Source organism: Streptomyces sp. NPDC090499 (genome assembly GCF_044769305.1).
Taxonomy (GTDB): domain Bacteria; phylum Actinomycetota; class Actinomycetes; order Streptomycetales; family Streptomycetaceae; genus Streptomyces.
The window spans coordinates 316,374-331,367 of the sequence record NZ_JBIVXP010000002.1 but is presented as its reverse complement, the minus strand read 5'-3'; the positions used below and the strand labels follow the sequence as shown (position 1 = coordinate 331,367).

At 70.7% G+C, this 14,994-nt stretch carries 12 protein-coding genes and 2 pseudogenes; 7 read left to right on the top strand and 7 right to left on the bottom strand.

What is annotated here, in order from left to right:
• The first annotated feature begins 75 nt into the window (after positions 1 to 75).
• The 4 genes from ACIQVL_RS09920 (at position 76) to ACIQVL_RS09905 (ending at position 2,415) form a co-directional block, all read left to right on the top strand.
• A complete protein-coding gene (locus ACIQVL_RS09920) occupies positions 76 to 915 on the top strand; it encodes an SDR family NAD(P)-dependent oxidoreductase (protein ID WP_403474969.1) in 840 nt (279 codons plus the stop codon).
• A gap of 126 nt (positions 916 to 1,041) precedes the next feature.
• Complete coding sequence (locus ACIQVL_RS09915; protein ID WP_403430014.1) at positions 1,042 to 1,824, top strand: SDR family oxidoreductase; 783 nt, start codon at positions 1,042 to 1,044, stop codon at positions 1,822 to 1,824.
• A 64-nt stretch (positions 1,825 to 1,888) separates the two neighbouring features.
• Entirely contained in the window at positions 1,889 to 2,011 is a 123-nt protein-coding gene (locus ACIQVL_RS09910; protein ID WP_403474968.1) for a hypothetical protein, read from the top strand.
• A gap of 71 nt (positions 2,012 to 2,082) precedes the next feature.
• Positions 2,083 to 2,415, top strand: a complete 333-nt coding sequence (locus tag ACIQVL_RS09905) for a hypothetical protein (protein WP_403474967.1) — start codon at positions 2,083 to 2,085, stop codon at positions 2,413 to 2,415.
• Between the two features lie 43 nt (positions 2,416 to 2,458).
• Here ACIQVL_RS09905 and ACIQVL_RS09900 read toward each other — a convergent pair whose 3' ends face one another.
• On the bottom strand, positions 2,459 to 5,359 hold the full coding sequence (locus ACIQVL_RS09900) for an MGH1-like glycoside hydrolase domain-containing protein (protein WP_403474966.1): 2,901 nt from the start codon (positions 5,357 to 5,359) through the stop codon (positions 2,459 to 2,461).
• Between the two features lie 594 nt (positions 5,360 to 5,953).
• Between ACIQVL_RS09900 and ACIQVL_RS09895 the strand changes: the two genes are divergently transcribed.
• A complete protein-coding gene (locus tag ACIQVL_RS09895) occupies positions 5,954 to 7,576 on the top strand; it encodes a glycoside hydrolase family 76 protein (protein ID WP_403475219.1) in 1,623 nt (540 codons plus the stop codon).
• Between the two features lie 218 nt (positions 7,577 to 7,794).
• Here ACIQVL_RS09895 and ACIQVL_RS09890 read toward each other — a convergent pair whose 3' ends face one another.
• Positions 7,795 to 9,186, bottom strand: coding sequence for an amidohydrolase family protein (locus ACIQVL_RS09890; protein WP_403474965.1), 1,392 nt, complete (start codon positions 9,184 to 9,186; stop codon positions 7,795 to 7,797).
• 52 nt (positions 9,187 to 9,238) lie between these two features.
• A complete protein-coding gene (locus ACIQVL_RS09885) occupies positions 9,239 to 10,000 on the bottom strand; it encodes an Atu4866 domain-containing protein (protein ID WP_403474964.1) in 762 nt (253 codons plus the stop codon).
• A 270-nt stretch (positions 10,001 to 10,270) separates the two neighbouring features.
• On the opposite strand from ACIQVL_RS09885, the gene ACIQVL_RS09880 reads away from it, so the two are divergent.
• Positions 10,271 to 10,561 carry an Atu4866 domain-containing protein gene (locus ACIQVL_RS09880; protein ID WP_403430007.1) on the top strand — a complete coding sequence of 97 codons (291 nt, stop codon included), beginning with the start codon at positions 10,271 to 10,273 and terminating at the stop codon, positions 10,559 to 10,561.
• Between the two features lie 373 nt (positions 10,562 to 10,934).
• Here ACIQVL_RS09880 and ACIQVL_RS09875 read toward each other — a convergent pair whose 3' ends face one another.
• The 3 genes from ACIQVL_RS09875 to ACIQVL_RS09865 all read right to left on the bottom strand — a co-directional run bounded on the left by ACIQVL_RS09875 (position 10,935) and on the right by ACIQVL_RS09865 (position 13,767).
• Positions 10,935 to 11,981 (bottom strand): glycoside hydrolase family 19 protein, encoded by a 1,047-nt coding sequence (locus tag ACIQVL_RS09875; protein WP_403430005.1) that lies wholly within the window; start codon positions 11,979 to 11,981, stop codon positions 10,935 to 10,937.
• A 197-nt stretch (positions 11,982 to 12,178) separates the two neighbouring features.
• Positions 12,179 to 12,577: a hypothetical protein gene (locus ACIQVL_RS09870; RefSeq protein ID WP_403474963.1), complete on the bottom strand. Its 399-nt coding sequence runs from the start codon at positions 12,575 to 12,577 to the stop codon at positions 12,179 to 12,181.
• A gap of 212 nt (positions 12,578 to 12,789) precedes the next feature.
• Positions 12,790 to 13,767 (bottom strand): TIGR01777 family oxidoreductase, encoded by a 978-nt coding sequence (locus tag ACIQVL_RS09865; protein WP_403474962.1) that lies wholly within the window; start codon positions 13,765 to 13,767, stop codon positions 12,790 to 12,792.
• 174 nt (positions 13,768 to 13,941) lie between these two features.
• Here ACIQVL_RS09865 and ACIQVL_RS09860 point away from each other — a divergent pair.
• Positions 13,942 to 14,243 (top strand): annotated as a pseudogene (locus tag ACIQVL_RS09860) (transposase); the annotation flags it as partial.
• Here ACIQVL_RS09860 and ACIQVL_RS09855 read toward each other — a convergent pair.
• A pseudogene (locus ACIQVL_RS09855) lies at positions 14,234 to 14,935 on the bottom strand (transposase); the annotation flags it as partial. The pseudogenes ACIQVL_RS09860 and ACIQVL_RS09855 sit on opposite strands and share 10 nt — an antisense overlap.
• Between the last annotated feature and the right edge of the window lie 59 nt (positions 14,936 to 14,994).

The window sequence follows — 14,994 nt, the reverse complement described above, 5'->3', positions numbered from 1 at the left end:
GGGGAGGAGGGACAGACTCGAATACGTCAACAAGGAAATCCCCCACAAGGGGAAAGCAACGAAAGAGGTTTTCCCATGGCTACGTGGTTTGTCACCGGTGCCTCCCGCGGAATCGGCGCGGAAATCGCCCGTGCCGCTCTGGCAGGCGGCAACAATGTCGTGGTCGCCGTACGAAATCCGGAGCGAGTACCGGCTGATCTGAAGAATTCCGACAAGGTCTTCGCGGTCGCCCTGGACGTCACGGACAACGACAGCATCCCGCAGGCGGTCGAGGCCGCCGTGGAGCGGTTCGGCGGCATCGACGTCCTGGTGAACAACGCCGGCCGCGGCCTGCTGGGCGCGCTGGAGGAGATCAGCGACGCGGAGGCCCGGTCGCTGTTCGACCTCAACGTCTTCGGCCTGATCAACGTCACCCGCGCCGTGCTGCCCGTGATGCGCAAGCAGGGGTCGGGCCGCCTGGTGCACATCGGTTCCCGCTCCGGATTCGAGGGCGAGCCGGGCGTCAGCCTGTACTCCGCGTCGAAGTTCGCGGTCGCGGGCATCAGCGAGGCGCTCTCCGCCGAGATGGCGCCGTTCGGAATCCAGTCGATGGTCGTCGAACCGGGCGTCTTCCGCACCGACTTCCTGGACGCCAGCTCCCTGTCGGTCGCCCAGCACCGCATCAGCGACTACGACGACACCCCCGCGCACGTCACCCTCGACTGGATCGACCAGGCCAACCACGCCCAGCTCGGCGACCCCGTCAAGGGTGCCGCCCTCATCGTCGAGGTGGCCGCCACCGAGAAGCTGCCCACCCATCTCTACCTGGGGCGCGACACGATGGAGCGGCTCGACGTCAAGTACCAGCAGGTGCAGGACGACCTCGCCCCGTGGCGCGAGAAGTCCGCGGCCACCGCACACGACGACGCCGCCTGACGCCGACGCTGCGCCGGGTGCCCGACCCGTCCGACCCGTCCGACCAGCCCGACCCGTTCGGGCACCCGACGCCTTCTCCCTCCCCTTCCCCCCACACCCCCCTGTGATCAAAGAGATCGAGGTTTTGTGATGTCTGCTGCCCTGCTCACCGGTACCCCCCTCGCCGGCCGCGTCGCCGTCGTCTCCGGCGCCTCCAGCGGCATGGGTGCCGTCACCGCCGAGCGGCTGGCCGAACTCGGCGCCACCGTGGTCGTACTGGCCCGGCGCAAGGAGCGTCTGGACGGCGTGGTCAAGAACATCGAGACCGCCGGCGGGACCGCGCTCGCCCTGGCCGTCGACGTGACCGACCGCGCCGCCGTCCAGGCCGCCGCCGACCAGGTCGCCGAGCGCTTCGGCAAGGCCGACCTCGTGTTCAACAACGCCGGTGTCCAGCTCATCTCCGGCATCGAGGAACTCAAGGTCGACGACTGGCAGCGCCAGATCGACCTCAACATCGGCGGCCTGATGAACGTGATCGCCGCGTTCGTTCCGCACCTGACGGAGGCCGCGGCCGCGGGCAGGCCCGCCGACCTGATCAACACCTCCTCGATCGCGGCCACCCGCATCCTGACGAAGTTCTCCGTCTACTCCGGCACCAAGGCGTACATCAGCCACCTCACCCGGCTGCTGCGCGTCGAACTCGGCCCGAAGATGGTCCGCGTGGCCACCATCGAGCCCGGCATGGTCGACACCGAGCTTCCCGACCACGTCACCGACCCTGACGCGTCCAAGCTGATGGCCGACCTCATCCACGACATCGACGTCCTGCAGAGCGCCGACATCGCCGAGACCGTCGCCTTCATGGCCGCCGTCCCGCGCCACGTCAACCTCACCGAGATCACCGTCCTGCCCACCGCCCAGGCCGTCTGACGTTCGATCCGGCGTGGCGGGGGAGGAACAACCGAGCGCTGTCCCCCCCCCGCCACGCCATCTCGTGTACGTCGGCGCCCTCGACCCGGGCGCCCGGCTGCTGGAGGACAGCCCAGGACTCACCCGCGCGCCGGCGGGCCGGACCGGCCCGTTCGTCTACCGCTACGGCCGGCCCGGCGAGCCGTAGGCCGCCGTCGCACCTCTGAGCCTCCTCAAGTCGCTTGGCGCGCACCGGCCATGGCCGTCAGGCTGGCGCTCATGACAGGAATCACGGGACTGGGCAGGAAGAACACCTTCGTGCTGACCATCCGGGACGCGGACGGGATCGCGGCCGCCCTGCGCCAGGCACTGGCGGAGGCCGCGCCGGAGGAACGCCCGGGGCTGGAACGTGCCGTCGCACTCGTGGAGTCCACCGCCGCCGACGAGTCCCGGCTGCGTGCCCGCTGGGTCCGCTCCCGGCTGGCCGCCGCCGGCTTCACCGGGGACATCACCTCCGTCGCCGCGGTGAAGGCGTTGCGCCAGGCGGAGCCGGGGCTGAGCCTGCTCGCGGCGGTGCAGCTGCAGAAGGACGCCGTGGCGCACCCCGAGTGATCCGGCAGCCCGCCCAGCGCACTCGGGCGGGCGGCCGGAGTGCTCAGGGAGTGAGGTAGCAGCCCTTCCGTACGCCGGGCAGCGGGTCGGTGCCACCGAACGCCGCGGTCGTGCAACCGGTGCCGCCGGTGAACGTGCGGTAGACGAAGGTGCCCCGGGCGCCGTAGGCCACGGTCTGCTGCCCGCTGAACGCGCAGGTCCCGGTCTCGTCCGAGCAGTTCGTGGCGTAGCCGGCCGGGCCGCCGGTGGCGGTGTAGCAGGCTTTCGACTCGCCCGGGATCGGGTCGCCGAACTTCGCGTCGGTGCAGGGCGTGTCGCCGGTGGCCGTGAGCGTCGTGAACGCGCCGAACGCCCCGTACATCACCGGCTGCCCGGCGGCGGCCGGGCAGGTGCCGTTCTGGTCCGCGCACTTGGTCCAGCCCCCGGCGGGCGCTCCGGCGGGCGGCAGGTAACAGGACTTGGCGACACCGTCGACGGGATCGCCGAAGTGGGCGTTGGAGCAGCCGACCGAGGCGTTGGTGACCTGGTGCACGAAGTTGCCGTTGGCGCCGTAGGCGACGTCACGGTTGTAGCCGGGTACGGCACAGGTGCCGTTCTCGGCCGCGCAGGCGGTGTAGCCGGGCGGGCCGCCGGCGTCGGCGACGTAGCAGGACTTGACGAGGTTCGGCGCCGGGTCGCCGCCGAAGGAGTCACTGGTGCAGGCGGTGCTGCCCGTCACCGTCTTGTACGTGTACGTCCCGGCGCCGTAGGCCACCGAGCGGGTGCCGCTGAAGGAGCAGGTGCCGCCCTCCCCGGCGCACCGGGTGTAGCCGGCGCGCAGCGTGCCGGTGGTGGCGGGGTCGGCGGGTGCGGCCGGGTTGCCGAGGCCGGTGGCGGTGACGGTGTAGCTGCCCGGGGCGACGCCGGTGAGGTAGACGTAGGTGTCGTCCTGGCTCGCGCCGGTGATGCCGGAGGCGGACGTGAAGGTGTCGTCCCGCCAGACGGTGGTGCCGTTCACGGAGACGGAGACACCGGTGCCGCCGAACTTCGGGATGCCGATGCGGCCGGTCGTGCCGGGCGGGCTGGTCAGCTGCGCCGAGTACGTACCGGCGGCGGGGTTGCGGGACCAGGAGGCGGCGACGGCGCCCTGGGGCAGGGTGATACGGCCCTCGGCGCTGGTCAGGTCGCCGGGGTGCGGGACGAAGCGGTAGGTGCCGGCCGCCGACTCGGGTGCGGTGCCGAGCACGTCGAAGGTGAGCGTGGAGGTGGGCGCGGAGGACCAGCCGTGGGCCAGGCTCATGAACGAACCGCCGTAGGCGAGGCCGCCGTCGGCCTTGACGCCCTCCCAGAAGGTGCTCTTCGTGCCGATGTCACTGTCGAGCATGTGACCCCAGGTACGCCGGATCTGGTCCAGGGCGGTGTAGTCGTCGTTCGCGGTGAACCGGGCGTTGAGCTCCATGCCGCCCGCGAACGGCGAGACGTTGCCGCCCCATTCGGGGGTGGTGGGGCCGTACGCGCCCCAGTTCTTCCCGAGTCCCGCGACGACGCTCCTCGCCTTGGCCGCCGAGTCGGTCAACCCGTACCAGACCGCGAGGGAGTTGCCGTCCTGCGGATACAGGCCGCTGGTGGGGTTGTCCTTGTACATGCCCTTCGAGGCGTCCCACAGCCGGGAGTTGGCCGCCGCCCTGACCGCGTCCGCCTTCCCCGTCCAGCTCGCGGCCAGCGCGCTGTCGCCCTCGGCCGTGGCCAGGGCCGCGCCGCCCCTGAGCGCGGCGTACAGCAGCGCGTTGGCGGAGATGTTCTCCCCGCCCTGGCCGACCCGGGCCCAGTCCTGGGTACGGGTCACGTTCAGCAGGCCGTTGCCGTCGATCTTGTTCGTGATGAAGGCCATCCCGCGCTTGTAGCCGGCCCATTCCGAGTCCAGCCAGGCCCGGTCGCCGGTGTACGTGTAGTACGTCGACGTGCCCAGCAGCGTCCAGGTGTGGTAGGTGTCCGAGCCGGTGAGGTTGAACGGCGGCCCCGACCAGGGGATCTCGCCGTCCGCCGACTGCGCGTCGTACATCGTCGTGAGCGCGTTGCGGGTCGAGGTGAGGTCGTCCGAGTACGCGTACTGCGTGGGGACGGCGATGCCCATGTCGCCGGGCCACACGGTGCGGTCGCGCTTGGCGCCGTCGACCAGGACAGAGTCGCCCACGCCGACGGTCGCGCTGTTGTCCCAGGCCGAGGCGGGCGGAGGCCAGGCGCGGCCCTGGTCCGAGGCGATTGTGTCGAGCTGCACGGTGTAGGCCCCGGCGTACCAGATGCGGTTGAGCAGGTCGTCACTGGAGTGGAAGTAGTTGGGGTAGTCGGCCGGGTCGGATTTCCCCGGAGCCGCGGTGAAGGCGAGGCTGACGCCCTTCAGGTCCACCCAGCCCAAGGTGTCCAGGAAGACGGTCACGTAGCGGAAGCCGCCCCGGAGTTGAGCGGTGGGGACGGTGTAGGTGCCGTTGGCGGAGACCGTGGCGTAGAGGGCGCCGTCCTCGCCGTCGCGGCCGCTGCTGCGGTCGCTGTTGTTGCCCGCGTACAGGGAGGACTCGCTGAACGCCAGGCCGACCCGTTGACCGCTGTCGCTCGCACTCCCGAAGGACAACGTTGTCACGCCGCCGACCTCCTTGCCGAAGTCGAGGGTGACGGCCGACTGCGAGCCGGAGATCCGGGTCGGCTGTCCGCTCAGCACGTTCTGCGGGTTCGCGACGCTGCCGGACGTCCGGAGGACGGCGGTCGGCCTGAGCGTGCGTGAGGACGGCGAGTAGTTCAGGGGGTCGGCCGCCGCCGTCCGGGCGGCCGCCGGGGTCTCCTTGGCGGACATCGGTACGGCCTCGGTGGCAGGGGCCGGGCCGGTGGCGAGCGCGGTGGCCGCGAGGACGGCGAGACCGAGCAGCTGATGTCGGCCCGGCGGTCTGCCCAGTGGTGAGCGACGGCGCATGGAGACCTCCTGGGTGGGGGATGCGGGTGCCTGGAGACGCAGGTTCTGAAACGATTCAAAAACGTGCCGCACGAAGCCTCGCGTCTGTTGCGACAGGTGGACGCACGAGGAGCCTCGCGGAAGTTCCACCGATGATGGGCGCCCGGAAACCGGGTGTCAAGCCGTCACGGATGACTCTCAACTCCCTTGGATCGATGAACCCTTGTGGCATTGACAGGGCCTCGCCAAGCCGGTTCACTGCCTCGCAGACCGGTATGGACCAGTGCTCGATTCCGGCCGGGTCCGACCAGAGCCGTCGGCCCCCGTCATGTGCGCCGACCGTCATCCCCCATCGTGAAATCGAGGCGAGCCCCGGTGCCCTCACACCGCTCGGACATCGTTGTCGTACCACGCCTTCTCGGCCTGCTGTCGGCGGCCGCGCTCGCGTTCGCCGCCCTGGTGCCGGTCGCGGCGCCGGCGTCCGCCGCCACCCAGGTGTGCGTCCTGGCCTGCGACACACTCGATCCCTCGCAGGCCCGGCAGGAGACCTTCCCGGTCCCCGACAAGGACCTCAACGGCCGCCGCCTGGAACTGCACGTGTCCGACGCGGACGACATGGCATGGGCCAGCATCGACGACGGTGTGACCGGGGACTCGGTGTGGCTGGACCGGTCCTGGGACGGCGGTGCCACCTGGGAGGGACTGCTCGGCAAGGCGAGCATCCCGGGCACCTGGACCGGCACCAGGACGCTCATGTACAACATCACCGACCCCCGGGACCACCGCCGCGGACTGGTCCGGGCCTGCGGTGACGCGGCAGGCGTCGGCTGTACGAACTGGGTCTACCCCACCGTCTGCGACACCCTCTGCGACGGCACGAGCGCAGGCCAGGCCGCCGGTGACGACCAGCCGGCACCGTCCACCACCCTCTACGGCCGCACCGTCCGGCTCCACGTCGACCAGCGGAACTCCATGGCCTGGGCGAGCATCGACAGCGGCGGCGCCGGTGACGAGATCTGGCTGGACCGCTCCTGGGACGGCGGTGCGACCTGGCCGGACGGCTCCTCCCTCGGCCGTACCTCCACCCCGTCCGGAGCGACCGGCACCCGTACCGCGATGTACGCCACCCGGGACCCGCGCGGCCTCCTCTACGGCGGCGCGGTCCGCGCCTGCGGCCGGGAGGCGAGCCACAACGAGGGCAGCTGCACCGCGTGGGTCAGGCCCGCACCGACCAGAGCACGCGCGGCGGCAGACACGCTGATGACCTCGTACGACCCCTACAACGGCTGGTGGCCCAGCAGTTGGTGGAACTCCGCCGCCACCCTCACCGCCCTCGTCGACTTCGCGAAGACCACCGGCACGCACGACTACGACTGGGTCGTCGCGCGCACCTTCGACCAGAACAAGGGCGTCTTCGCCGCCGGCGTGCGCAGTTCGGACGCGATCGAGGGCGACTTCGTCAGCCGGTCCATCGACGACTCCGGCTGGTGGGCCATCGCCTGGATCGACGCGTACGACTACACCGGCGACTCCCGGTACCTCCACGAGGCCGTGACCATCGCGAACTACGTTCAGCAGTACTGGGACACCGGTACCTGCGGCGGTGGCGTGTGGTGGGACCGCGAGCGGACCTACAAGAACGCGGTGACGAACGGGCAGTACCTGTGGCTGACCACCGCACTGCACCAGCGCATCCCGGGCGACACCGTGTGGCTCCAGCGGGCGGAGACGGCCGCCGCCTGGTACCGGGCCAGCGGGATGATCGACTCGTCGGGCCTCGTGAACGACGGACTCACCTCGGCCTGCACCAACAACGGCTCCACCGTGTGGAGTTACAACCAGGGGCTGGCCATCGGCGGCTTCACCGAACTCTGGAGGTCGACCGGTGACAGCTCCCTGCTGACCACCGCGCGGACGCTCGCCGACGCCGCGATCGGCAACCCGGCGCTGACCGTCGGCGGAGTGCTCACCGAGTCCTGCGACGTCGGCTCGGCGTCCTGCGACGACAACCAGAAGCAGTTCAAGGGCATCTTCATCCGCAACCTCGCCGACCTGGCGGCCGCCACCGGCTCGGGCACGTACCGCAGTTACGTGCAGAAGCAGGCGGACACCCTGTGGGCACAGGACCGGACCTCCCTCAACGCCCTCGGTGAGCGCTGGGCCGGTACCAGCCCGAACCAGACCGACTGGCGGACCCAGGCGAGCGCCCTGGGAGCACTCACCGCCGCCGCGGGCTGACACCGCAGGGACACGGCCGGCGGCACGGTGTGCGGGCCGAGGAGGAACCGGCGGCGTAGGCGAAGCCGAACACCGCCGCGGTCCAGGTGACCTGCTCCGGGGTGCCCGGCGCCGCCGTCGCATCCCGGGGGACATGGGGACTCCGAACGGGCCCCCGGCCGGCGGGAAAGAAGCGGGGCGGAGCGGCCGGGGGACCACGGAACGGGGTGGGACGACGCTCAGACGGCCGGGGTGCCGAGTACGTACTCGCGCGAGGCGTGCACCTCGTCGCGCAGCGCGGCCAGGTCGACGCCGAGGACCTGGCCGGCCCACTTGCGGGGCTCGCCGTTGACGAGGACGGCGCTGATGTTGCGGGCGTCGGAGCCCAGCACGATCGTGCCGATCGGGTCGTTGAGGGGCATGTTGTTGAGGTCCTCGGCCCGGATGACCAGCAGGTCGGCCTTCTTGCCGGGCGTGAGTGAACCGGTGACGCCTCCCAGTCCGTTGGTGCGGGCGCCCTGGAGGGTGGCGAAGTCGAGGACGTCGCGGGTGGTGATGCGCGAGGGCTGCAGGTCGGTGCCGTAGGCGGCGTTGACCGCGCGCATCCGCTGGATGGCGTGCAGAGCCCGCATCTGGGTGAACATGTCGCTGGCCAGGGCGACTTCGACGTCGATGCTCAGTCCGGGACGGATGCCGACGGACAGCGCCTCGTCGACGGCGGGGACCGCGGTCTCCAGACCGATCTGGGCGTCGGAGGTCGGGGCGAGGGCCACGGTGGTGCCGGACTCGCCCATCGCCCGCCACGCCTCGGCGGTCAGCCCCGTGGCGTGGATGAGGGTGACGTCGGGGCCGAGGACGCCGTCCTTGGCCCAGCGCAGGACCGCGGCGGAGGAGGCAGTGCCGAAGACGGCGTCCACGCTCACCCCGATGCCCAGCTCCCGGGCGACACGGGCGAGTTCGGGGCCGTAGGCGAGCGCCGGTCCGGCGATCTCGTCGGTGGCCAGGGTCGCCAGGCGCAGCGTGAGCAGTTGGTCGTCGCTGCTGAAGTACTGCTCCTTGAGGCGGGCCAGATCGCCGGGCCACTGCCGGTCCCAGTCGCCGAAGTGCGGGCCCATGGAGGCGTGCACGCCACGGATGCCGGTGTCGCGCAGCGCCTCGACGGCGGCGTCGGAGTGCTCGCGGGAACGGGAGTTGTGCGAGAAGTCGAGCATGGTCGTGATGCCGCTGTCGATCGCGGTCAGCGCGGCCAGTCTGGTGCCGGTGTACATGTCCTGCGGCCGGTAGACCGTGGCGTAACGGGCGAGGGTGGCCATCACGTAGCCCCCGAGGTCGTCGACGTCCGGCATGATCCGGCGCAACTGGGCCTCCCAGGCGTGCCGGTGGGTGTCGACGAAGCCGGGGGCGAGGATCGTGCCGGTGGCGTCGACGACCACGGCGTCCGGCGCGTCGAGGCGGGGGCCGACAGCTGTGACCGTGTCGCCCTCGACGAGGACGTCACCGCCGTCGACGACACCGAGGCCGGGGTCCATGGTGACGACGGTCGCGCCGGTGAACAGGATGCGCCGCCGGTCGGCGGGCCGGCGCCGGAGTTCTTCGAGGACGGCGGCGCTGGTGGTGTCGTTGAGGTTCATGAGGCTCTGCTTTCAGTACGGCGAGGGGAGGGTGGACCGGCGGAAGGGAAGGTCAGCCGAGCTTCATGACGTAGCCCGCGTGGTGGAGTTCGTCGCCCCGGAACTCGCCGTAGGCCCAGAAGCCGAGGTCGTCCAGGTAGTCGATGCGGTCGCCGTCGATCCGGTACCGGCCCTGGTAGGCGTGCGGGCGGCCGCCCCGGGTCTCGTCGTAGCGGCCGTCGGCGGTGAGCTCCTGGTGCAGGAAGTCGTTCCGGTCGATCCAGACACCGACCCGCGGACTGCCGGTCAGGTCCTCCGCGTCCGGGAAGCCCGTCTCGGGCGCGGCGGCCCGGCCGGGGACGTCGGCTCCGGCCCACAGCACCGGCCTGCCGGCCGAGACGAGCGCGCGGACCCGCTCCGGGTGGGTCAGGAGGGTGGCCACCGCGTCCGGCACGTCGTCGGCGAGTTCGTCGGGCACCACCAGGAAGTCGGTGGTGTTGCCGGGGGCCAGCGTCGCGACGTACTCCGAGCGGTGGCCGCGGCCGCCGGCCAGCGCGATGGCGTCCATGACGGCGGGGACGACGGTCGTGCCGGTGGCGTCCACGACGATGGCGTTGTCGTCGCCGGCCGCGGTGACGATGCCGGGGCCGACCCCCACGATCAGCGGGCCGACGAACAGGATGTCGGCGCCGACCATGGCCCCGATCAGCGGGTCCATCGTCAGGATCCGGGCGTTCGTGAACAGGACGGGGCGGCCCTCGTCGTTGGAGAGGATCTCGTCGAGGGCCTCGGGGTTCCAGCTCACGGTGTCGGCGTCGGTGAGGGTGATGGTCATTGCGTGCTCCTCGGTGGAGTCGCCTCATCGGGGTGTCCGGTACGGGATCGAGCGTCCCGCCGGTCCGAGGCGAGTGTCCGGCGGCCACGGCAGCCGCCTGACCATCAGGTTCGTCGCACGGCGGAACCGGAACCAGGCCGCTCTGTCCCTAGGTGTCGGGCACCCACGATCCGGCCGGTCCACCGATCCTGGGTGCGCGGCACCCAGGAAGCCCCCACCTGGGGAGACGGCGGCCTGGTCGGCACCGGCCGCCGGGCCGATCGTGGAGACATGACCAGCAACGACACGCCCCGTGACCCGCACCCGTACGTCGGCATGTGGGTGACCGCCGACGGGTTCATCCGCCAGGAACTGCTGCCGAACGGCCGCTACGACGAGGCCCGCGGCAACCGCCGCAGCGCCTACACCGGCAGCTACACCGTCACCGGAAGCCATCTCGACTACGTCGACGACACCGGCTTCACCGCCACCGGCGACATCCGCGACGGTGTTCTCCACCACGAGCACCTGGTGCTCTACCGCGAGGGCGACGAACGCGCCGGGCGGGAAACCCGGCCGTGACCGAGGCCCACGAGCAGGCGACCGCCTCCGTCACCTCGCAAGAGGCGGCGTCTCCGGCCTCTTCGCCCAGTACACCCTCGGTCACCGACCCAGGTTGCCCACCGCCCCGAAGCGCCCAGGCGGCCGCTCCCCACGCATCGGACGACCGCCGCGCCGCCGCACGGCCAGGGTGCCGCACGACGGAGACGGGCCCGGCACGCACGTCGTGCCGGGCCCGTCAGATACGTCGATCCCGGCCGTCTTGACCGGTCCGGAACGGCGAGCACGCCCCGGCGGGTCGGCGGGTCTCCGAGGCGGAGGCCACCCGCACCGGAGCGGTGGTCGGTTTCCGTACCGCTCCGGTGCGGCGCACCGGGATGCAGGCCGCCGGCGGTCAGCAGGTGAGGTTGGAGCCTGCGGGGACACCGAGGATGGAGGTGAAGGAGAGGTAGTCGTTGACGCGGTCCTGCATCTCGGCGGTGTTGCCGCCGTTGCACTCGATGCTGCCGTTGATGCTGCGGATGGTCTCGCCGAAGCCCGCGCCGTTGACCATGGCGTTGTGGCCGGTCATCGTGCCGGGGCCGGTCTGGGTGTTCCAGTACCACAGGCCGGTCTTCCAGGAGATCGCCGGGTCGGAGGCGACGAGGCCGGGGTTGTCCAGCAGGTCGATGCCGAGGGCGTCGCCGGCGGCCTTGTAGTTGAAGTTCCAGCTGAGCTGCATCGGCCCGCGTCCGTAGTAGGCATAGGTGCCGGCGGGGCAGCCGTAGGGCTCGCTCGCGCAGTAGTTCCCGGACTGGTCGACCTCGTTGATGTAGACGAGGCCGCCGGTCTCGTGGTCGACGTTGGCCAGGAACGCCGCGGCCTCCTGCTTCTGCACGGTGGCGCTGCCGGTGGTGGCGAAGCCGGGGTAGGCGCTGAGCGCGGCCACCAGGCCGCTGTAGGTGTAGAAGGAGTTCCGGTTCGGGAACATCTGGTTGAACTGGGCTTCGCTGACCACGAATCCGCCCGTCCCTCCGCCACCGGAGCCTCCGGTGCAGGTGTACGGGGACCAGTACCAGGTGCTGATGGTGGGGTCGTATCCCGGGTTGTCGTGGGTGGCGACGTAGTACTGGCCGTTGGGGGTGTACCGCACGACGGCGCCGGTCGTGTAGGACTGTCCGGCCACCCAGGCGGGGTAGTTGCAGGTGCCGCCGGTGCCTCCGCCGCCGGAACCGCCGCAGGCTCCCTGATCGGCCCAGACCTCGGCGACGCCGGGCGTCTCGCCCTGTGTCCACCACTTGGCCTGCCAGTTGTCGCCGTTGTAGGAGGCGGTCATGCCGCCGGTGTAGACCGCGCCGGAACTCCAGGCCGCGGCGCAGTCCGCCGCCGCAGCGGGGCGCGCGGTGCCGAGGACGGCGAACGCGCCGAGGAGGCAGGCCAGGACGGCCAACAATGCTGTCATGCACCTGCCATGCATGAGTCTGCGGGACCCGTCGGGCATGGTTGCGCTCATGTGCCACTCCGGAGGTAGGGGGTGAGTGGTGACCTCAGCAGCAAAGCGTGATTGGTCCAGACCAGTCAAGGGTCGGGTGAGGACTTTTGTCAGGGCATGGGGAATGCCGACTTCCCTTGCTTCTGCGGCTGGTCCGAGCTTGTTCCTTATCTTCCGTCCACCTCGTAGGGCGGGGTCGGAAGGTTCCGGACGGCGTCCGACCGGCTGACGATCCTTCGGAGTTCGCGGGCGCTTCGTGGCGACAGGGCCTGCATCACCGTGTCGAGCAGGGCTCGGGCTTCGAGAGGATTGCCGCAGCAGTACCAGTGCACGTTGCCCCACTCGTAGTCGTGCCACAGATCACGCTCGGGTTGGTGGACGTAGTCCTTCCACAGGCCCACGGCGGCGCTGACGTCGCCTGGCTGGAGATAGCTGCGGGTGTGCCCGAGACGGATGATCTCGGAGAGCGCACGCGAAGACAGGCCGCCGATGACTGGCCTTGCACGCGTTGTCCGGTGGCCGGCGGTGGTGCCGGCGCGGATCTGTCCTGGCCGTCTACGCGGCATGGACCTTTCGGTGCGTCGTCATGCGGTACATGGTGCCACGGTCTCGAACGGCGTCTCGCACGGATTCGCCGCACGGATTCGCTCGCACGGATTCGCTCGCACGGGGATTCGCCGGACGAGGGGGGCGACCTTCGTCTGATCATGTGCTCCGACCAAGGTGCACGTGACCAGGACGAAGGCCGTGAGGGTGAGTCTGCTGCCTGACGCTGCGTTCACCGGCGTGCCGCGGAACCGCCTTCGACCCGTTCGCGCACCCGGCGCACCCGGCGCACCAGTTCATCCGCGGCCTGCGGCCACTGTGGGTACTGAAAGTCGAAGCCGGCCTGGGTCAGTCGGCCCGGGACGACACGGCGGCTCTTCAACAGCAGTTCGGTGTCGGAACGCAGAGCGAACGCGCCGACCTCGGCCATCCACCTGGTGGCAGGGAGACCCACCGGTACACCCCACGCGGAGCGCAGGGCGCGCATGAATGCTCGCTGCGGCAGGGGATGGGGAGCCGCCAGGTTCACCGGCCCTGCGATGTCCTCCCGGTCGATCAGGAACTCCACCGCGCGCACGAAGTCGTGTTCGTGGATCCACGACACGTACTGTGCCCCACCGGCGACCGGGCCGCCGAGACCCAGGCGGGCCAGTCCCAGCAGGACGGCGAAGACCCCGCCGGGGTCCGGGCTCATCACCATGGCCGAGCGCAGAGCGACCTTGCGCGTGGCCGGCGTTTCGGCCTGTTGCTGAGCCTGCTCCCAGGCCCTGGCGATCTCGACGCTGTACGCCCAGTAGCCCGGCACGCCCGGTTCGGTACCGCCGATCACACCGGTGGCCTCGTCGTTGGGGGCGTCGATGCGGTGCGCGTACACCGTGGCGGTGCTCATCTGCAGCCAGACCCGGGGCGGTCGGGCAGCGCCCGCGATGGCGGCGCCCACGACCCGGGTGGAGTCGACCCGGGAGTCCATCATTTCCCGCAGATTGGCCGCCGTGTATCGGCAACTCACCGTGCGTCCGGCCAGATTGATGACGATGTCGCTGCCGTCCACCGCCGCCGTCCATGGCCCCAGGGTCCGGCCGTCCCACTGGACCTCGCCCTCGTGTCTGGGGCGTCTGGTGAGAATCACGACCTCGTGGCCGGCGGCGTCGAGTGCGCGCTTCAGGACCGCGCCGACCTGTCCGGTGCCCCCAGGAATCACAATCTTCATCGGCTACCCCTCCCTCGTCTCGGGTGAGCCTGGACCATAGAGTTGAACGCGTTCAAAACCGTGTAGCGCATTCCACGATTCCAGTCGGCCTCGCCGTACGGCACGGGATGCTGGACGTCGGTTGGGATCGTGGTCCGGTTCGATCCCGTGATGTCGAGGGTGGTCAGGGGGCGGCTGACGTTGCTGCCCGAGCATCGTCGTGGGCACGGAGCGATGTACGGCGGCCTTGACCTCGGCCGGATCGACGTCGATCGGCTGCGGACGGTGCCGGCCGGGCTGTCGCTTCCGCGTTTCGACGGCGGGCGCCTGGCCCTGGCCGTCGATGTGTCACCGTGGCCGTGGCTTCGTTCGGACGCGCCGTGCTGGGCAGAGCGACTGTTCTGCCACCTGCGGCCGTGCGAAGACGGCGTCGCAGTTCATTCCGGGCCGGCCCTGTTCCTTCCGTCGCCGTGCTGAAGCCGGGCGCCACGTACTGGGACCAGGACATGTAGCGGCGGAGTTGGTGCTCGTCGAGGCCGGCCAGGCCCTTTCCGGACTGGAACGTCTCTTCGGCTCTCCGTCTGGATCCCGCGACCCGCACCAGGGCTGCCAGGGGTACCGGTCGGGGTGAGTAGCAGCGGTGGTAGGCGGGTTCGCCGGTGGTGCGGTTGCGGCGGATCAGCAGGTGGCGGTGGCCGGAAGCGGTGCTGGGCAGGTCGACGTGAGCCCAGTCGTAGAAGCGGTGCCCCTTGGCTCCGGCTCCGGCGGACAGCTTCTGCCAGGCGCGCTCGGGGAGCTTGTTGGCCAAGGTGTCCGCGCGGAATTTCCCGGTTCCGGTGGTGACCTCGTGGGTGCGGGCCACCGCGAGGACGTATCCGGTGGCGCGTTCCTCCAGTGCGGCGTGTCCGCGCCGGCCTGCGCAGGCGAGGTAGACGGCGACCTTGGAGTTCTCGATCCTCCCTACGGTGCCGGTGTACCGGCGCTGGACGCCGACGGTGTGGCTGCCCCTCTTCACGTCGCCGGTCTCGCAGACCACGAGTGCTGCCTGGTCGTCGTGCAGGTGCTGGACCGCGTAGACGCGTAGGTCATCACGCACAGCATGGGCGTCCCACTCGGCACGGCCCAGCAGGTGCTGCATGGCGTCGGGGGCCGTTCGACCCGGGCGAACCTGCCTGCGCTGCGGGTCCATCGGACCCTCGAACGCGTCCTGCCAGTGGTCAGCGTCTACGCTGTGACCTGCGGCCACCG